Annotated in this window: 17 protein-coding genes and 1 pseudogene; 8 read left to right on the top strand and 10 right to left on the bottom strand. The window is 69.3% G+C overall.

The genetic code is table 11. The annotated features are described in order from the left end of the window. Positions 1-20 precede the first annotated feature (20 nt). Positions 21-2,207 (bottom strand): RiPP maturation radical SAM C-methyltransferase, encoded by a 2,187-nt coding sequence (locus tag WBK31_RS38070; protein WP_406673969.1) that lies wholly within the window; start codon positions 2,205-2,207, stop codon positions 21-23. Positions 2,208-2,640: 433 nt separating this feature from the next. Here WBK31_RS38070 and WBK31_RS38075 point away from each other — a divergent pair, with 433 nt between their 5' ends. Together WBK31_RS38075 and WBK31_RS38080 are read left to right on the top strand one after the other, a co-directional pair. Further along, positions 2,641-3,504, top strand: a complete 864-nt coding sequence (locus WBK31_RS38075) for a TauD/TfdA family dioxygenase (RefSeq protein ID WP_406673970.1) — start codon at positions 2,641-2,643, stop codon at positions 3,502-3,504. 56 nt (positions 3,505-3,560) lie between these two features. Beyond that, positions 3,561-4,322, top strand: coding sequence for a hypothetical protein (locus tag WBK31_RS38080; RefSeq protein WP_364063570.1), 762 nt, complete (start codon positions 3,561-3,563; stop codon positions 4,320-4,322). Here the strand turns inward: WBK31_RS38080 and WBK31_RS38085 are convergent. Beyond that, complete coding sequence (locus WBK31_RS38085) at positions 4,319-5,509, bottom strand: aminotransferase class I/II-fold pyridoxal phosphate-dependent enzyme (protein ID WP_364063567.1); 1,191 nt, start codon at positions 5,507-5,509, stop codon at positions 4,319-4,321. The two genes, WBK31_RS38080 and WBK31_RS38085, sit on opposite strands and share 4 nt — an antisense overlap. After that, positions 5,506-7,308, bottom strand: a complete 1,803-nt coding sequence (gene asnB / locus WBK31_RS38090; RefSeq protein ID WP_364063565.1) for an asparagine synthase (glutamine-hydrolyzing) — start codon at positions 7,306-7,308, stop codon at positions 5,506-5,508. Before asnB ends, WBK31_RS38085 begins: the two co-directional genes overlap by 4 nt. A 400-nt stretch (positions 7,309-7,708) precedes the next feature. Between asnB and WBK31_RS38095 the strand changes: the two genes are divergently transcribed. Together WBK31_RS38095 and WBK31_RS38100 are read left to right on the top strand one after the other, a co-directional pair. Then, positions 7,709-8,518, top strand: coding sequence for a hypothetical protein (locus WBK31_RS38095; RefSeq protein WP_406673971.1), 810 nt, complete (start codon positions 7,709-7,711; stop codon positions 8,516-8,518). An 11-nt stretch (positions 8,519-8,529) separates the two neighbouring features. After that, positions 8,530-9,078: a DUF6817 domain-containing protein gene (locus WBK31_RS38100; RefSeq protein ID WP_406673972.1), complete on the top strand. Its 549-nt coding sequence runs from the start codon at positions 8,530-8,532 to the stop codon at positions 9,076-9,078. Between the two features lie 16 nt (positions 9,079-9,094). Here WBK31_RS38100 and WBK31_RS38105 read toward each other — a convergent pair whose 3' ends face one another. From WBK31_RS38105 to WBK31_RS38125, 5 genes and pseudogenes are all read right to left on the bottom strand, one after another. Then, positions 9,095-9,889 (bottom strand): CPBP family intramembrane glutamic endopeptidase, encoded by a 795-nt coding sequence (locus WBK31_RS38105; protein ID WP_364063557.1) that lies wholly within the window; start codon positions 9,887-9,889, stop codon positions 9,095-9,097. Beyond that, on the bottom strand, positions 9,889-10,581 hold the full coding sequence (locus WBK31_RS38110) for a hypothetical protein (protein WP_364063554.1): 693 nt from the start codon (positions 10,579-10,581) through the stop codon (positions 9,889-9,891). The genes WBK31_RS38105 and WBK31_RS38110 overlap by 1 nt, the downstream gene beginning before the upstream one ends. Before the next feature lie 9 nt (positions 10,582-10,590). Next, entirely contained in the window at positions 10,591-10,896 is a 306-nt protein-coding gene (locus WBK31_RS38115; RefSeq protein ID WP_406673973.1) for a PqqD family protein, read from the bottom strand. A gap of 328 nt (positions 10,897-11,224) precedes the next feature. Further along, positions 11,225-11,581, bottom strand: a pseudogene (locus tag WBK31_RS38120) (hypothetical protein); the annotation flags it as partial. Between the two features lie 66 nt (positions 11,582-11,647). Further along, the gene (locus tag WBK31_RS38125; RefSeq protein ID WP_378785615.1) at positions 11,648-12,229 is read right to left on the bottom strand and encodes a TetR/AcrR family transcriptional regulator; all 582 of its coding nucleotides are present in this window, start codon (positions 12,227-12,229) and stop codon (positions 11,648-11,650) included. Positions 12,230-12,319: 90 nt separating this feature from the next. On the opposite strand from WBK31_RS38125, the gene WBK31_RS38130 reads away from it, so the two are divergent. Next, positions 12,320-12,685 (top strand): DUF4267 domain-containing protein, encoded by a 366-nt coding sequence (locus tag WBK31_RS38130; RefSeq protein WP_378785613.1) that lies wholly within the window; start codon positions 12,320-12,322, stop codon positions 12,683-12,685. A 38-nt stretch (positions 12,686-12,723) separates the two neighbouring features. Here WBK31_RS38130 and WBK31_RS38135 read toward each other — a convergent pair whose 3' ends face one another. After that, a complete protein-coding gene (locus WBK31_RS38135) occupies positions 12,724-13,704 on the bottom strand; it encodes an RNA polymerase sigma-70 factor (RefSeq protein WP_364063543.1) in 981 nt (326 codons plus the stop codon). A 142-nt stretch (positions 13,705-13,846) separates the two neighbouring features. On the opposite strand from WBK31_RS38135, the gene WBK31_RS38140 reads away from it, so the two are divergent. After that, a complete protein-coding gene (locus WBK31_RS38140) occupies positions 13,847-14,317 on the top strand; it encodes a carboxymuconolactone decarboxylase family protein (protein ID WP_364063541.1) in 471 nt (156 codons plus the stop codon). Positions 14,318-14,393: 76 nt separating this feature from the next. On the opposite strand, the gene WBK31_RS38145 is transcribed toward WBK31_RS38140, so the two are convergent. Next, positions 14,394-15,173 carry a CPBP family intramembrane glutamic endopeptidase gene (locus WBK31_RS38145; protein WP_406673974.1) on the bottom strand — a complete coding sequence of 260 codons (780 nt, stop codon included), beginning with the start codon at positions 15,171-15,173 and terminating at the stop codon, positions 14,394-14,396. A 56-nt stretch (positions 15,174-15,229) separates the two neighbouring features. Between WBK31_RS38145 and WBK31_RS38150 the strand changes: the two genes are divergently transcribed. Together WBK31_RS38150 and WBK31_RS38155 are read left to right on the top strand one after the other, a co-directional pair. After that, a complete protein-coding gene (locus WBK31_RS38150) occupies positions 15,230-16,072 on the top strand; it encodes a TetR/AcrR family transcriptional regulator (protein ID WP_364063535.1) in 843 nt (280 codons plus the stop codon). 201 nt (positions 16,073-16,273) lie between these two features. Then, positions 16,274-16,402: a hypothetical protein gene (locus tag WBK31_RS38155; protein WP_406673975.1), complete on the top strand. Its 129-nt coding sequence runs from the start codon at positions 16,274-16,276 to the stop codon at positions 16,400-16,402. Positions 16,403-16,442: the final 40 nt, after the last annotated feature.

Below are 16,442 nucleotides of genomic sequence, written 5' to 3' on the forward strand. Positions count from 1 at the left end.
GGAGCCTGGCGGCTGCGGAGTCAGGCGGCTCCGGTCAGCACGGGAAGCTGCTTCGGCACCCGGACCGCGGGCTTCGGGCCCGGCAGCCGCCGCCGGTGCAGGATCGGCAGGCCCAGATAGCTGTCGTCGTCGCGTACGACGAGGCCGGCCGCGAGCAGCCGGTCGAGAGCGCCCGCGATCTCCTCGGCGGGCACCGGCACGGGCAGCGCGCGCTCGATCGCCTTCGCCGACCTGAGCTGGTCGAGCGCGATGAGCACGCTGCTCGCCGCCGGGTCGAGGTCGAACTCCCTCTCCGGGTGCGGGCGGGCCGGGCGGGTGTCGAGCACGCGCAGGTGATCGCCCATCCAGGACGCCTCCAGCCGCGACTCGGGATGGTCACGGCGCCACCGGTCGGCCGCCGCCCGCAACGCGGCCAGCACGCCCTCGGACGCGAGCGGCCGGTCGCAGCGCATCCGGAAGAAGTACGCCATGTCCCGGCGCTCGGCGCGGGGCAGGTCGGCGTAGATGTGGTCGTAGGCGATCTCGTGTTCGAGCTCGACGATGCCGAAGTCGGCGCCGGACTCGTAGAAGGGGCTGAACCGGTCGGCGCGGGCGGGGCCGACGTGCTCGGGCGGCGACAGGTGCGTGACGAGGCCGAACAGCTCCGGCAGGTCGGCGTAGTCGTCGTCGGTCTCTCCGGGGAAGCCGTGCAGGTAGTTCCACGACACGTCGATGCCCAGCTCCGTGCACCACTTCATGGTCTGCAGGTTGCGCAGCCTGGTGGTGCCCTTGCGCATGGCCTCCAGCAGCCGGTTGCTCATCGACTCGATGCCGGGCTGCAGGTGGTAGACGCCCGCGTCGCGCAGCAGCATGAGCTGGTCGAGACGGAGGTTGGCCTTCACCTCGTAGTGGAGTGTCACCTTCAGATCCGACTGCGCGATCATCGGCAGCAGGTCATTGAAGTAGCGGTAGTCGAGGATGTTGTCCACGACGAGGACGTCCGTGCGGCGCTTGCCGCCCTTGCCGTACTCGTGCACCAGCCGGCGCAGCTCGTCGAAGGCCCTGGCGGCCGACTTGCTGCGGAACGCCATCGTCAGGCCGTTCAGCCCGCAGAACGTGCAGTGCTTCTTGTCGCCCCACCAGCAGCCGCGCGAGGTCTCCAGCGGGACGGCGGTCTCGACGGGCAGGGTGCTGCCCGGGCGGGTGGTCCGCAGCCGCGCGTAGAAGTCGTGGTACTGGGGCACCGGCAGGTCGTCCATGCTGGGGGCGGTGCCGGCCTCGATGACGGCTCGGCCGCCCGGATGCGGCTCCACGCGGTCGCTCCAGAACGTGTCGGACTCGACCCAGCCGGGGCGGGCGCCGGCCGCGCGCAGGTCGCGGACGAACCGGCTGATCAGCCACTCGGCCTCGCCGCGGAAGACGTAGTCGATGGCGGGGTAGTTGCGCAGGACCGCCGAGCCCATGGGGCCCTCGCAGTTACCACCGCCCATGATGATCGTCAGGTCGGGGCGGAGCCGCTTGAGGCGCTTGGCGAGCCCGAAGCTGGCGGCGTTCTGCTGGAAGGTCGAGGTGAAGCCGACGATGTCGTAGCGGCCCCAGATCTCGTGGCGGGCCAGCGCGTCGAGGAACGGCTCGGTCAGCTCCTTGATCTCGCCGAGCCGGTAGACGGTGGCGAAGTCGGCGAAGTCCGCGTGCTCGGCGAGCAGGACCTCGGTGAGGAAGCGCTCGTCCGCGCCGTCGGACCGTTCGGCGAACAGCCACTCGCCGACCAGCGCCACCTTCGGCGAGCTGGTGCCGATGCGGTTGTAGGTGTCGTTGCCGACGGCCTCGGCGAAGTCGAGATTGGCGTAGATGACGTCGGCCGCCAGGCCGTCGGCCGCGAGGGCGGACTGTAGCAGCGAGACGCCGATGGACGCCCAGCGGGTCTCGGCCCACGGCATCACGACGAAGGCCACGCGCGGGGATCCGTCATCGGCCGCCGGCTTCGCGGCGGCGATGTCCAGGCTCACCGTCGCCAGGTCGCCAAGGCTTCGCCCGCCGCCTCCGCGGGCGAAGAAGGACTCGATCTCCTTGAGCATCGATACGCCGGACGCACTCGACGGATCGATTCCGGCGGCACGCACGGCTGACGACGCGTCATCTCGTAGTGCTTTTCGAAAGGAGGGGTCGATGAACGTGCGGGTCAGCAGCGCTCTCTGGTCGCCGGAGAGCTCGCTGGAGACTCCCATATGCGCTTCCCTTCCATCAGTTATACCGGGAGGCACAGCAGATTCCAAGATTCTAAGCGAAAAGGATGGCCGCGCAACCATTGCGACGCCTCACAAGGTGGCTTCTCAATACCGTCTCACAATCATTGCCCGGCAAAACTGAGTTCTTGACCGAATGTAGTCAGGGTGTTATAGGAGCCGTCGGCCTCGAGGGGCTTGAGGTCGCCCAATGTGTACGGGACTGGAGTGCTTGACGGGGTGTGTACCGGAGCTTACGATCACTTAACGTCCGGGCCAATAGATGGGGAAAGGAGGATGACGTGAAGAAGCGCTATGTGAAGCCCGTCGTGCGGCACATCGACCTTTTGGGCGCTGTGATCATCGACTAGCTCGACGGAATGGTGTAAGAAATGCACAGGCGGTCCATTCAGTGTTCACTCGCGAGGGAAGAGTCTTGAGTGAGATCTGCCTCCGTGGAGCCGACCGGCGTGAGCTGAGCGAAGTGGCGTCGGTGGTGATTGGGTGGTCACTGGATGGGCCGTCCGTCGAGGCTCTGCGGGATAGGGCCAGGAAATCCGAGTCGCTTCAATCGATCGGCCGGGCCGTGCGCCACAGGCTCCGCGAGGACGGTTACGCGCTGCTGCGCAACGTCCCGTGCAGCGAAGACGCCGAGCTCGTCGCCCTCATCGGCCTCGTCGCCGTCCCCTCAGCGCTGGGCAACGGCGACACCCTGTTCTTCGACATCTCCCCTGACTCGTCGCGGTCCGAAGACGTATCCGGCACCAAAGCCGAGTTCCCGCTGCACACCGACTCCACTTTCTTCGCCATTCCTCACGATTTCCTCGGTCTCGCCTGCGTGCGAAACAGCGACTCGGGCGGCGAGTCGATTATCGTGCGCGCGGCCGATGTGGCGGAACGAGTGCGGGCCGTCGGCGGCGACGAAGTGCTCGCCGCGCTCGGCGACCAGGTCTATCCGTTCTATCTGCGCGACCCGCTCTTCGGACACGGCATCCAGCTCGTCCCCATTCTCCATCGCGACGGCGACGAGTGGTCCATTCGCTACCGCCGCGACATTCTGACCGCACTGGCCGAGCGCTTCGACCTGGACGATATTCACCGGCGCGCGCTCACCGTGCTGCACGAGGTGCTCGCCGCCCCGGGTTCGTTCGCCGTGCAGGTGCGTCTGGAAACGGACGAGCTCATTCTCATCGACAATCATCATGCGCTGCACGCCAGGACCGCGCTGGGCCCGGGCGAACGACGGCTCAGAAGGGTCAAGGGCTATTTCCTGGAGAACTCCGCCCGGCGAGTCCTTTAACTGATCGCGCCCTCCCCGAAATAAGTCCGCAGCGAGCTGCGAGAATATGGACGGACATGCTTGTCGTGAAACTTGGCGGCGCGATACTCACCCGGCGGGGCGGCTCGCGCGTGCTCGAACACTCCTGGTGCGACTGGCTGCCCGAGCTGCTCGGCCGGCATGACGGCCAGCTGTGCCTGGTCCACGGGCTCGGGACGTTCGGCCGGGCGTGGATGCCGCTCTACGACGGGCCGTCCGCGACGATCGGCGGTGAGCGCGCCCTGCTGGCCAGGACCATCCAGGCCGACCTGCGCTCGCTGCACGACCAGGTGGTGGCCTGCCTGCAGCCGATGGGCAGGACCCTGCGCAGCTTCGACCCGCAGTCGCTGTTCCGCTGCCACGCGGGGGACATCACCGACGGCTGGCCGGGCCCGATCGCCGCGTCGCTCGCCGCCGGCGAGGTGCCCGTCCTGTACGGCGGCACCGTGCTCGACGACGACGGGACGTACTCGATCGTGTCCAGCGACGCGATCGTCGAGTTCGTCGCCCGCGAGATGCCGGCCAAGCAGGTCATCTGGCTCTCCGACGTCCCCGGCGTGTTCGTCGACGGGCCCGACGGCACCCGCGAGGTGGCCCCGGTGCTCGAACGCGCCCACCTCGACCGGCTCAGCCTGATCGGTGACGACGACGGCGACGTCACCGGCGGCATGCGCGGCAAGCTGCGTTCCGCCTTCCGCCTGCTGGAGCACGGCGTCACCTCGCGCATCGTCTCCGGCCGCGACGTTCCGGCCGTCCGCGCCGCTCTCGCGGGCGAGCCGGCCGGAACGTTCATCGGCTAGCCCGCCCGCTCGGCCATCTCCGTGACCGCCTTCTCCAGCTTGGCCAGGCCCTCTTCCAGCACGTCGTCGGGCACCGCGAACGTCATGCGGGCGAAGCCCTCGCCGACGCTGCCGAACGCGGTCCCGGGAACCACGGCGACGTGGTGCCGTTCGAGCAGCTCCTTGGCGAACTCCTCGGAGGTCATCCCCAGCCCGCGGACGTCGAGCATCACGTAGAAGGTGGCCTCGGGAACGACGCAGTCGAGCCCCGGCATGCGCTTGATGGCGGCCACCGCCTTGTCGCGCTTGGCCCGCAGGCGGGAGACCACCTCTTCGGTGTGGTCCTGCGGCCCGGTCAGCGCGGCGAGCGCCGCCTCCTGCACGAACACCGGGACGTTCGTCACCGAGTTCTGCTGGTAGATGTCGAGGGTCTTGATGATGTTCTCGGGGGCGATGCACCAGCCGATGCGGAAGCCGGTCATCTGCCACGACTTCGAGAAGGTGTCGATCACCACCGTGCGGTCCCTGGCGCTCTCGACCGTGGAGATCGACCGGTGGCCCTCAGGGGCGTAGACGATGCGGCTGAAGATCTCGTCGCTGATGATCGGCACCTGGTGCTTGGCGCACAGCTGCGCGATGTCGTCGATCTCGTGGTGCAGCATGCCGGTGGGCCGCTGCGGGCTGTTGATCACCAGCAGCGACGCGGTGGGCAGCAGCTTGTCGAGCTGTTCCAGGTCGAACGAGAACGACGGGGCGACCAGCGGGGCGTGCACCACCTCGGCGCCCTGATACTTGATCCAGATCTCGGTGGGCGGGTAGCCGGGGTTCGGCGTGATCACCCGCGCTCCCGGTGTCAGGAGCGTCATGAGCGACATCGTCAGCGCATGCTTGGCGCCGAAGGTCACGAGCACCTCCGACGGCCGCGTGGGCCTGCCGCGCGCGGTGTTGTCGGCCGCGATGGCCTCGCGCAGCTCGGTCAGCCCCGCGCCCGGCGCGTAACGTACCTTGCCGTCCTTGAGTGCGCGGCAGCACGCCTCGATCACGTGTGGCGCCGGCAGGAACTCCTCTCCCTCGAAGTCGCCACGTTCGAAGTGGATGATCCGGACCTTCGCCTCGGACTCGAGAGCTGCGGCGGAGCGCATCGGCGCCCACTGCACGGGCATCTCGAAACGCGCCGCCGCGGGTGCGGGCTGCAGGGTTGACGTCATCTGTCGGTTTGCCTTTCTGCGCGAGTACGGCCCAGTCGTTCGAAGACGAAGCGATACCAACCGAGAAGGAGAACCACCCCCCAGGTGATGTCGGGCGTCGTGGCCGGATCGTCGTGGAACGCGGTGGCCAGCCGGCGCAGCCCGGTCCTGCTCAGCCCCAGCTCCTCCGCGCCCGCGCCGTCGTGGAGCAGGTCGAGCGCCAGCGGGCGCAGCGGTCCCGCCAGCCACGACGCGGCGGGGGCGGAGAACTTCTGCTTGGGGCGGTCGACGATGTGCCGCGGCACCATGTGGCGGGCGAGGTCGCGGAGGGGCTGCTTCGGCTCGCCCCGCATCAGGTCGCCGGCGCTGTGCGACAGCGCCCAGGCCACGACGTCGTTGCGGAGGAACGGCACCCGGACCTCCAGGCTGTGCGCCATGGACAGCCGGTCGACGCGCAGCAGGTGGTACTCGGGAAGCTTCTTCACCGTCTCGAACTCGCGGATCGCGTCCGCCGGGGCCGTCCCGCCCGCTACGGCGTCGGTGAAGCCGGCGCGGGACTGCGCGGCGGCCGGCTCGCACCGCCCGGCCATGTCCTCGTCGAGCAGCACCTTCCTGTCGTCGGGTGAGAGCCAGCCGAGCGCGTCCCAGTAGAGCTGCTGCCACGGACGTCCGAGCGCGGCCTCCTGCTGGGCCCGGTGCATGTGGGCGTAGCCGAGCAGCAGCTCGTCCGAGCCGTCTCCGGCGAGCACGGACTTGTAATCGCGCGCGGCGAGCCCGGTGACGGCGAAGGTGCTGAGGCACACGGGGGTGTAGATGGGCTCTTCGAGGTGCCAGAGCGTGTCGAGAAAGCAGGTGAGGAGGTCGGCCGTGCCGAGCACCGTCACCTTGTGCTCGGCGCCGACGTGCCGGGCGACCTCCCGCGCGTATCCGGTCTCGTCCTGCCAGGTCGCGTTCTCGTAGCCGACGCTGTAGGCGTCGACGGCGGCCGCCGTGCCGGCGCCGAGCGCGGTGAGCGTGGTCGAGTCGAGCCCGCCGCTGAGCAGCAGCCCGAGCCTGGGGCCCGGCTGGCCGGTGGTCTCGACGGCGCCGCGCAGCGCCTCCGCCAGCGTGGTCGCGGTCGCGGGCCCTGGGGCGCCGCGTACGTCGAGGACGTGGAATGGGCGCTCGCGCCCGGAGCGTGCGCCGGGGCCGAACTCCAGCAGCGTGCCCGGCGCGACCTTGCGCACGCCGTCGAAGGCGCAGCCGGGCGGGAGCGGGAAGCGTACGGCGATGTAGTCGGCGATCGCGTCGCGGTTGACCGCGAGCGGCACCGCGGGGTCGGTCAGCAGTGCCTTGGCCTCGGAGGCGAAGACCACCCGCTCGCGGTCGGCCCAGTAGTACAGCGGCTTGATGCCACAACGGTCGCGGCCCAGCAGCAGCCGGCGCCGCCGGCCGTCCCACAGGGCGAAGGCGAACATGCCGTCGAGCCGGGCGGCGAAGTGCTCGGGGTCCTCCAGGTACGCGGCCAGGATGACCTCGCCGTCACCGCCGGTCTTGAACGTGTGCCCCCGGCGCTCCAGCCGTTCGCGCAGCTCGCGGTAGTTGTAGATCTCGCCGTTGAACACCAGGTGAACGTCGGCGCCGGAGGCCGACAGCGGCTGGTCTGAGCCCTCGGGATCGACGATCGCCAGGCGGACCGTGCCCATGCAGACGTGCTCGGCGGAGAACAGCCCGGAACCGTCGGGGCCCCGGTGCGCCATGGCATCGAGCATCCGCTTAACGCCAGGGGTTTCCGCCTCGCCGGTCGTATCCCAGACCGCGATACCGGCCAGACCGCACACGCCCGTTTACTCCCCATCTCTGTGAACGGCTGCGAAAAAATAGGCACACCAGCCGGCGCAGCGCACTTGGCTAAAAGCCTATATCGATGATCCAGGAATAGCTAGATTTGAACTGACAAAAGGCGGTGACTCACGGGAGAAGGATGAGTCGAGGTCGCGCCTTCAATGGCGATGCTCGGGTTATCGGATTCCTGTGGGCAGACATGTTAATATGCCCGCAATCGGTTGTCCATACTCGTTTTCCTGGTATTCATCCGGGGTGCGAAGGCACCTTGACTAACATTTGTTGCGACTGCGACACTCTGAACGTGCTGATGGCTGCTCGACCCTGGAGTAATGCCGTGAGTTTGCACGATCGGCGAGTGGACACCACGACCTTCTGTAAGAGGGAGGACGCACGATGAACGCGGAACGAGCGACTCCCGACCTCCTCGATCGCCTGCTGAAAGAACGCTGCGGCAGCAGCGTCGCCGAGCTGGTGGAGGACGTGCGCCTCAAGGACGACGAGACGTTCTTCTGGAGCGGCTCGTGGGTCGAGGGCTTCGGCAACTCACGCTCTGACCTCGACCTTTACCTCATCACCTCCGACAAGGAGCGCACCAGCGGCGTGCCCCAGGTGACCGGCCCCGGCATGCCGCCGATGTACATGACCCTCACTCCGGGCAGGACCAGAATCGACCTCACGGTCGTCTCCACCGACCTGCTGACCGCGGTCGCCGGCTTCCTCGGCCGTTTCAACGGCGAGACCGATTACCCGACCGGGTGGAGCGACAACTTCCGGGAGTTCGTGCACCGACTCGGAATCGGCGTGCCATTGGCGAACGCCGAGCGGTTCGAAGAACTCAGGAACGGCATCGACTTCATGAAGTTCCGCCAGTACCTGATGCGCTTCTACCAGAATCGCGCCGACAGCCTCTTCGACGACGCCCAAGGGCTTTTGGACGAAGGCGACGCCGTCTCCGCCTACCTGGTCGCCAGGCAACGTATGGAAGCCGCGATCGACATGTATCTGGCCGCTCACGGCGAGACCAATACCCGGGTCGACAAGTGGCGCTGGAAAAAGCTCGTCCGGCTGCTGAAAGGCGACACTGAGCTGTCGGACCGTTTCCTCGAATGCGAGGGCATCGCCGGGTCCGACGTCGGGGACGTCGGCGCCCTGACGCGGCGCTGCCTGCAATTCGGTGACGAACTCATTCTCAAGGCGATTTGAGGCGCCGGACCGTGGACATCATCGATCGGAACGCGACGCTGCAGTTTCTGAAGGAGCTGGGCACGGGTGACATCCGGCTCCACCACCGTTCCCTGCTCGACCACCTCGTCGGGACCGAGCAGCTGCTCCTGAGCTGGGATTGCCCGGAGGAGATCGCCGTCGCCGGCCTGTGCCACGCCGTGTACGGCACCGACGGCCTGGTCTCTCCGCTCGTCACGCTGGAGGACCGGCCGAAGCTGCGCGAGCTCATCGGCACCTCCGCTGAGTCGGCCGTCTACCTGTACGGCTGCTGCGACCGCAAGGCGGTCTACCCCCAGCTCGGTCACGGCTCCGACCTGCGCTGGCGGGACCGCTTCACCGGCCGGGAGTGGACGGTCGGCGCGGACGAACTGTCCACTTTCATCCTCCTTACCTGGGCGAACGCTCTCGAAGCGGCGGCTGCGGGCACCGACGGCGACTGGTCGGCGGTGTCCTACCTGTTCCTGCTGACGGCGGACTGGGTGGGCGAGCGGCCCAAGCAGGCGGCGACCGAGATCCTCGGGGTCGACTTCTCAGGCTGAGCCGTGCGGGGCGGCGCTACCCGGCGCCGCCCCGGTACGGGTTGGTCCGGTAATGCCAGACGATCTGTGCCACGGGGAACAGGTTGTAGGTGACGTGACCGAGCACCGCCGCCCACAGCGAGCCCGTCACGTACGCGATCGAGGCGAGCAGCGTCGACAGCACGGTGATCCGCACGACGTAGGCGACGTTGATGACGGTGCCGGCCCAGCGGTTGCCCAGGTGCTCCACGACGAACAGCACGGTCGAGACGGGCACCGCCCACCACCCGACGACCGGGACGAGGAACGCGAAGAGCACGCCGCGGTAGAACAGCTCCTGCCCGATCGCCGCGGCCAGCAACTGGTAGCTGCGCAGCGCGGCCGTGGACAGGCGCAGCGGCGCCATGAGTTCGAGCAGCTCGCGGTCGAAGCCGAGGCGCAGCCGCCGCCAGTCGCTGGCGTACACGGCCGCCGCGACGACGACCGCGAGGACGGCGCCTGCCCAGTCCCACGCGAACGCCGGGCGGACGATCGCCGTCCACGCCACGTACGGCAGGAAGAACAGCACGAAAGGCGCCGCGAACAGCACCTCCGACGCCCAGCCCGCCATGGACAGGCTGCGCCGCCGCACGGCGGGCGCGATGAGCTGCATGGCCCACACGGTCGCCACCGCAGCCAGCATGACCGCGAAGTCCGGCGCGTCCACCGCCCAGCAGGCGAGCGCGCCGAGCGTCACGGCCGCGGGCAGCGCGACCGTGCGCGGGGTGAAAATGGGGGGCGGGGCCGTCTTCGTGCGGGGCGGGGGGTAGATCTGCGCGAGGCGAGGAGGCATTACCGCCCCGCCTGCCTGCTTCGAGTCCGGCCGGTGCGATGGTGCGCGGCGAGCGCACCGACCTGGTCGGCCACGGAACGAGCGAGCTCGTCGATGCCCAGCCTTCCGTCGAACGACACCTGCGGAATCCCCTTCACCTGGTCGTGCAGATCGTTCAGCACCTGCTGCTGGAAATCCTCGAAAGCGGGATAGCTCAGGTCGTCACCGGCGACCTCGAAAACGGTCGGAACGCCGTTGCGCCGCCACGCCTCTTCCAGCGGGACATCGAGCCAGACGATGAGGTCCGGCTCAGGAAGCAGCTCCGTGATGCCGCTCAGCAGCGACGCGGCACCCGGATTGTGAATCGACTCCTTGACCGCCGTGCGATACCAATAGGAATCGCATAGGACGGTACGGCCCTCGGCCAGCGCGGGGCGGATATGATATTCCCATTCCAGCGCGATGATATGCAGAAAGAAAGACGTGCGCACCATGGGCGCCATGTGCTGCACATATTCGCGAGGATGGGTCCGGAGGGCCCAGTTGTAACAGTCGAGGTTCTCGATCGGATATAGGTCCTCCGGCTGCAGCGACGTGAAACGCCACTCCGGCACGAGCTTTTTCAGTCGTGCCGTGAGCGTCGTCTTGCCGGCGCCGTCGGGGCCGAGCAGAACGGTGAGGAAGCCCTCGCCGGTACTCTCCATCGGCGTCACGACCTGCGCTTACGCCGGGGCGACGATCTCTAGGGCTCCGAGGCTCTCCAGTTCTTCCAGGAGCTCCACGACGTCCTTGCGGATCTCGTCCTCCTCGGCGTCGTATTCCTCGCTGATTTTGGTGACGATCTCGGCGACCGACGTGGATCCGGAACAGAGTTGCCAGACCGATTCCGCGGTCTCATTGAGTTCGAGCCCGCCGGAATCAAGAATGAGCACGACCCGGCCGCCGACGCGGCGAACCCGCGTGCCGTCCTGGCGCCGGGGACGAGAGGCGGCGTCGATGACATCACCGGACAAGGTTCGAACTCCCATCTCGCGAGGCTCCCTCGTAACGACTGGATCATAGACCAGCATTCGGATCTTTTGGAGGGGGTGCGTTGATATTTGTGACTCGACCTTTGACTGCTTCCCACAACGGCTGACTCGGCTCCGTGAAAGGCTTCGTGGCCTGCGACTTTCATTTTTTCGCCCCGAGAAAGTGAGAACGCGCCGGGACGGGGTATGACCACTTTTCGCGTGCGGCCGCGAGGCGCACGTCCGTCGGCGGTGTGTGGTGTTCAACCAGGAGGGCGGGCCGGCCGAGCAGTGGCGGGCGCAGACCGCCGCGTTCAGCGCCCACTCAGCGAGAAGTGGCCGGCATTCACCGGATCAGCGCCCAGGCGGCGGCAGAGCTCGTTGCCCCCCATGCCCTCAGCCCACAGCACGTGGAGATCGTCGAAATCCGGGCCGCTGACGCCGAAGGAGGCCATGAGGTCGTACAGGTCGGTCGGGTACGGCGTGGGCGGTCACCCGGCGAGGCCGCGGCGGTGGGCGCGCCGGCGGCAGGTGGGGCCGCAGTAGCGGCGCGGCCGGCCAGCAGCGCGGCCAGGTCGTCGTTCCGCACGTCGGCACGCACCACCCCGGCCTCCTGAGGCTCGCGCAGCAGCCGGCCGAGCGCGTCCCGGAACCGCTGCGCCGCCGCGTTGAACACCGCGCGCACCCTCGCCGACTGGCTCGCAGCATCCGGAGCTTCCGCCCTCCGCGCCCAGCTGACCGGAGCCTGAGGCGGGCGCGCCGTGGGCGGTCAACCGGTGGCTTGGGTGAACCTGGCCAAAAGGGCCGTGAGCCGCTCCTCGTGCGCCTCGCGGGGGATGCGGCCGCCGCGCATCAGCGTGACCAGCCCGTGCAGGGCGGCCCAGAGGATCTCGGCCAGCACCTCGGGCGCGGTGTCCCCGGTGTAGGGGCGTACGGCCTCGACGAACTCGCCGAACGCGGCCTTCAGCGCGGGCGGCGCCTCCTGGGTGGCGAAGGGCAGATCGACCCGGCGGCTGAACATGGCGTCGTAGAGCGCGGGCCGCCGTTCGGCGAAGGAGATGTACGCGGAGGCGAGCGCGGCCAGGGCGGCGGCGGGCGAGTGCGCGGCGGTGCGGGCGGCGCGCAGTTCCTCGGCCATGTCGGCGATGCCTTCGAGCGCGACGGCCGTGACGATCGCGTCCTTGCTCGTGAAGTGGCTGTAGAGCACGGGCTGGCTGTATTCGACCTCTTCGGCCAGCCGTCGCGTGGTGACCGCCTCCCAGCCTTCTGACTCGGCCAGCTCGCGCGCGGCGGCGATGATCAGCTTCTCCCGCTGGGCGCGTTCGCGTTCCTTGCGGCTCTGGATCGACATGGGCCAAATCTAGCACCGCTAGAAGTATTGTCGATGCTCTGCTAGCGTCGGCAACGTCCCTAGCACTGCTAGCACTCGTGGAGTCCCGCCATGCTGACCGCTGTCGCGTACGGCCTCGCCATCGCCATCAACCTGCTGTGCCTGCTCATCGGCGCACGCTTCCTGCTCACGCCGTACGCCGCCGCCGCGGGCTACGGCGTGCCCGCCACGACCGACCGCGCGTACCTCACCATCAAGGGGGTGCGCGACGGCACGTACGGGCTGGTCGGCCTGGCCCTGCTGGCCTTCGCGGGAGCGCAGGCGGAGGCGTGGTTCCTGCTGGTCGCCGCCCTGGCACCGCTGAGTGACACCCTCATCGTGCTGCGCAACGGCGGCGCCAAGGCCACCGCGTACGGCGTCCACTTCGCCACCGCGGTCGTGCTCCTGATCGGCTCCGCGCTGCTCTTCACCGTGTGATGATCGGCTCCGCGCTGCTCTTCGCCGTCGGTGGGCGTTCAGGAAGTGGGTCTTCCCTGAGGATGATGCACGCCCGCACCTGGCACCGGTTCCCCGCCGCGAGGACGAGGCGGCCTGACCGCGATCTCGGGCAGGTCCGGCTCCCGCCGCACGCGGGACAGCTTGTCCGGGTTGCGGACGAAGTAGAGGCCGGTGATCAGGCCGGACTCCACCCGTACCGCCATGACGCCGTCGATCTCCCCGTCGATCCGGACGAGGAGCGCGGGGCTGCCGTTGACGTGCGCCGGCTGGAACGACAGCCGCGTGCCCAGCATGCGCAGGCCCGTGGCGAGCAGGCGGGCCACGCGATCGGCACCCGACAGCGGGCGCGGGAGGTTCTGCTTGAGCCCGCCGGTGTCGCTCAGGGCGACCACGTCCGGGGCGAGCAGGTCGAACAGGCTCTGCAGATCCCCCGTCTCGACCGCCCGCTGGAAGGCCGCGAGCACGGCGCGGGCCTCGGCCGGGGAGGCGGCGTCGCGGGGGCGGCGGGCGGCGACGTGCGCGCGGGCCCGGTGGGCGATCTGCCGGACCGCCGCCGGGCTCTTGCCGACGGCCTGCGCGATCTCGTCGTAGCCCAAGTCGAAGACCTCGCGCAGCACGAACACCGCACGCTCGGCCGGCTTCAGCGTCTCCAGCACCAGCAGCATCGCCATCGAGACGCTGTCGGCCAGCTCGACGTCCTCGGCCACGTCGGGCGCGGTGAGCAGCGGCTCCGGCAGCCAGGGCCCGACGTAGGACTCCTTGCGCCGGCTGAGCGCGCGGAGCCGGTCGAGCGCCTGGCGGGTGGCGATCCGCACCAGGTACGCGCGGTGCTCGCGTACCGTGCCGAGATCGACGGCCGACCAGCGCAGCCAGGTCTCCTGCAGGACGTCCTCGGCGTCGGCCACCGAGCCGAGCATCTCGTACGCGAGCGTGAAGAGCAGGTCGCGGTGGGCGACGAACACCTCGGTCGCGGTGTCGGGGCTGTTGTCCGCGTTCACGAGGCGGCTCCTGTTCCGTTCGGCGGTCTCTCCGCATAGGACGTCGCCGGGCGGCGTTCTGTGACACGAGCCAGGTTGTCACAGGATCCGGGCGGCCGCCGTCTCATGCACGACCAGTGAATCAACAGTGAAGGAGCACGCCATGGAAGCCCGCCTGGACCTCATGAGCCGCCCGATCGTCGGCAAGATCGTCAAGCACATCATGTCCGCGGGGAAGGTCCTGCAGGAGTCGGCCACCCTGCCCGTGCGGACGCAGGAGCTCGTGGCGCTGCGCATCAGCCAGATCAACGGCTGCGCGGTCTGCATCGACCTGCACACGAAGACCGCCGCCGCCAAGGGAGAGAGCGCCGACCGCCTCCACATGGTCGCCGCCTGGCGGGAGGCGACGGTCTTCACCGACGCCGAGCGCGCCGCCCTGCAACTGGCCGAGCAGGGCACCCGCGTCGCCGACGGTGCCCCCGGTGTCTCCGACGAGGCGTGGGCGTACGCCGCCGAGCACTACGACGAGGAGCAGCTCGCCGCCCTGGTCTCCCTCATCGCCTTGATGAACACCGTCAACCGCCTGAACGTCATCGTCAGGCGACCGGTTGGGGAGGTGGCGCCGGCCGCCTGACGACCGGGGCCGCGCCGGCCCGCGTGCGGCACGCTGCGGACCGACCCGGTCCACCTGGTCGTACGTTCCGGGGCGATCACGCTCTTCTGGCCGGCCGGGGCGTACGTGATGAAGCGGGTCCTGCGCTCCAGACGAGCAGCGCCACCGCGACGAGCGCGCCGATCAGCCCCGAGCAGGCGATCAGAGTGTCACCTGCGGTGTAGCCGGGCAGCAGCGACGGCATCACGTTGAGCATCGCGTGCACGACCACGGCCGCCGGCACGCTCCCGCCGGTGCCGGCGTACAGCCAGACGATGATCACCCGCGCGGCCACCGTGCCCAGGAACCACCAGGCGATCCAGGCGGGGGAGCGGCCCGCCTGGAGCAGCGGCACGACGTGCCAGGCTCCCCACACCACGCCGATGATCAGGCCCGCGCCGAGCACGCCCCGCCGGTCCAGCAGCGGGCCCGCGGCGTACCCCATCCAGCCCGCCTCCTCGCAGGCCGCCGCGACGAAGAACACCGCGAACAGCAGCGGTGCGGCCAGGAGCGGGGAGTGCTCGCCGCCGAGCGGGCCGCCCACCAGCAGCGCGAGCGCGTAGGCCGCCAGGTCGATGACGGGCGCCAGCAGGAACGCGGTGACCAGCCAGGGCGCCCGGCGCATGCCTCCTGCGGCGAACGTCGTGCGCAGCAGCCGGCGTACCGCACCCGCCCCCTCGCGCCGGTGCAGCAGGATCGCCGCGGCGATGAGGGGGCACGGGAACTGCAGCGCGCCCACCGGCAGGTTCATCGGGCTGCCGGGGAGGTCGCCGAGTAACGCCCCCGCCACCCAGAACGGGACCGAGAGTACGAACACCAGGGCGAAGAAGGGGATCACAGCGCTCGTCCTCAGTTTGAGATATGAAATACAGTGTCTTAAACGAGAGGATAGCCATGCCGACCCCGACCCCGCGCACCCCCACCGGTCTCACCGGCCGCCGGCCACGACTGTCGGACGAGGAGACCGCGCGGCGCATGCTGCGGGCCGCGATCACCGCGGTCGCCCGCACCGGCCTGACGGTGAGCCTGGAGCACATCAGCTTCGAGGAGGTGATCCGCGAGGCCGGGGTCTCCCGCAGCGCCGCCTACCGCCGCTGGCCGTACAAAGACCTGTTCTTCAGCGACCTGCTGAAGGAGATCGCGGCGGCGGCGACCCCTGCCGCGATCTCGCGCGAGGGCACTGACGAGATGATCCGCCGCATCGTCCGCGACCGCCTCGACCGGTTGCGGACGCCGGAGCAGCGCCACCGCCTGATCATGGAGCTGATACGCGAAGGGGCGCGGCGCGACTTCCAGCGCATTCACGGCTCCACGGAGTGGCGCACGTACCTGGCGTTGCACGCCACGTTCCAGAGCCTGCCAGACGGCGAGCTGCGGGAGGAGGTCAGGAGCGTGCTCGCCCGGTCGGAGCACGGGTTCATCAGCGCCATCGCGGCCACGTACGAGCAGATGGCGACGCTCCTCGGCTACCGGATCAGGCCCGAGACGGGGGCCACGTACGAGACGGTCGCACTGCTGGCGAGCGCCACCCTGCGCGGGCTGGTCACCACGGCGCTCAGCACCCCGGACGTGGCCGACCGCCGCGTGACGGCGGCGCCCTTCGGCGACTCCGACCCGGCCCACTGGTCCCTGCCCGCCCTCGGCGTCGCCGCCACCCTCACCGCCTTCCTCGAACCCGACCCCGACGTCGAGTGGACCGAGGAACGCATCGCCGAGGTGACCCGCGCCCTGAGCTGACAAACGCCAGGATCACCGCCATGCCGGACAGGCACCATGGACCCATGACCCATGCGGTCCGCCCCGGCAGGTCGAGCCGGAGGCGGGCTGTTCGCCTTCCGGCAATCCGCCGAGAGCAGAACGCGATGGACTTCCGCGACGACGTGATGTTCTGGTTGCCAGGGCCCGCAGATCAGACATCGGCAGATAAGGAGAGAGTCCGTGGTCGCGGCGTCGTGGGGGCTGCGCGCGCCGATCCTCGTCGGCGTCCCGGTCCTGGCGGCGGCGGCCGCCATCTGTTTCGTCACCATGCGCGGACACGGTGAGCCCGGCCAGGCTCAGGAGGGGTGACGGTTCCGCGCGGCGGGGTCGGCCAACGCCGGCCCGGTCC

It is taken from the genome of Nonomuraea sp. N2-4H (assembly GCF_045291505.1).
GTDB classification, from domain to species: Bacteria; Actinomycetota; Actinomycetes; order Streptosporangiales; family Streptosporangiaceae; genus Nonomuraea; species Nonomuraea fastidiosa.

Bases quoted from the DNA above. Each gene is read 5' to 3' on its own strand.
- WBK31_RS38070 (WP_406673969.1), bottom strand. From the start codon at position 2,207: ATGGGAGTCTCCAGCGAGCTCTCCGGCGACCAGAGAGCGCTGCTGACC.
- WBK31_RS38080 (WP_364063570.1), top strand. From the start codon at position 3,561: ATGCTTGTCGTGAAACTTGGCGGCGCGATACTCACCCGGCGGGGCGGC.
- WBK31_RS38085 (WP_364063567.1), bottom strand. From the start codon at position 5,509: ATGACGTCAACCCTGCAGCCCGCACCCGCGGCGGCGCGTTTCGAGATG.
- WBK31_RS38095 (WP_406673971.1), top strand. From the start codon at position 7,709: ATGAACGCGGAACGAGCGACTCCCGACCTCCTCGATCGCCTGCTGAAA.
- WBK31_RS38105 (WP_364063557.1), bottom strand. From the start codon at position 9,889: ATGCCTCCTCGCCTCGCGCAGATCTACCCCCCGCCCCGCACGAAGACG.
- WBK31_RS38115 (WP_406673973.1), bottom strand. From the start codon at position 10,896: ATGGGAGTTCGAACCTTGTCCGGTGATGTCATCGACGCCGCCTCTCGT.
- WBK31_RS38125 (WP_378785615.1), bottom strand. From the start codon at position 12,229: ATGTCGATCCAGAGCCGCAAGGAACGCGAACGCGCCCAGCGGGAGAAG.
- WBK31_RS38130 (WP_378785613.1), top strand. From the start codon at position 12,320: ATGCTGACCGCTGTCGCGTACGGCCTCGCCATCGCCATCAACCTGCTG.
- WBK31_RS38140 (WP_364063541.1), top strand. From the start codon at position 13,847: ATGGAAGCCCGCCTGGACCTCATGAGCCGCCCGATCGTCGGCAAGATC.
- WBK31_RS38150 (WP_364063535.1), top strand. From the start codon at position 15,230: ATGCCGACCCCGACCCCGCGCACCCCCACCGGTCTCACCGGCCGCCGG.